This window comes from Mesorhizobium norvegicum, from assembly GCF_004919685.1.
Classification (GTDB): Bacteria; Pseudomonadota; Alphaproteobacteria; order Rhizobiales; family Rhizobiaceae; genus Mesorhizobium; species Mesorhizobium norvegicum.
This window is the reverse complement of record NZ_SMYZ01000247.1, coordinates 1-313: the sequence shown is the minus strand read 5'-3', so window position 1 is coordinate 313 and position 313 is coordinate 1. Positions and strand designations below refer to the sequence as shown.

General features: G+C 65.2%; 1 pseudogene. It reads right to left on the bottom strand.

Annotated elements, in window-relative coordinates:
• Positions 1-313: pseudogene (locus FCU66_RS40945) on the bottom strand (four-carbon acid sugar kinase family protein); the annotation flags it as partial.

Here is a 313-nt window from a genome sequence, read left to right as displayed (position 1 = left end):
ACGCGGACTGCAGCATCACGAGGTCGACCAGCCCGGAACTCAGCGCCGTCTGCCGCGACAGATGGATCAGCAGATCGGATTCATCCATCGGCGTCGTCGGATGGCGGCTCATCACCGGGTGGCGGTCGATGCGAAAATATTGGTCGCGATAGGCGGCGAACAGATGGCCGAAGGCGGTGTAGCGCTTGAGCTGCGGCGCGCCGACCAGCAGCGGCACGCTGTCCTGCGCGCGAACACCGAGCGGCCGATCTCGATGGCTCGGCCGATGCTGCCGATCGTCGGGCTGGAATCGAAGGTCGAGCAGACCTTGTAG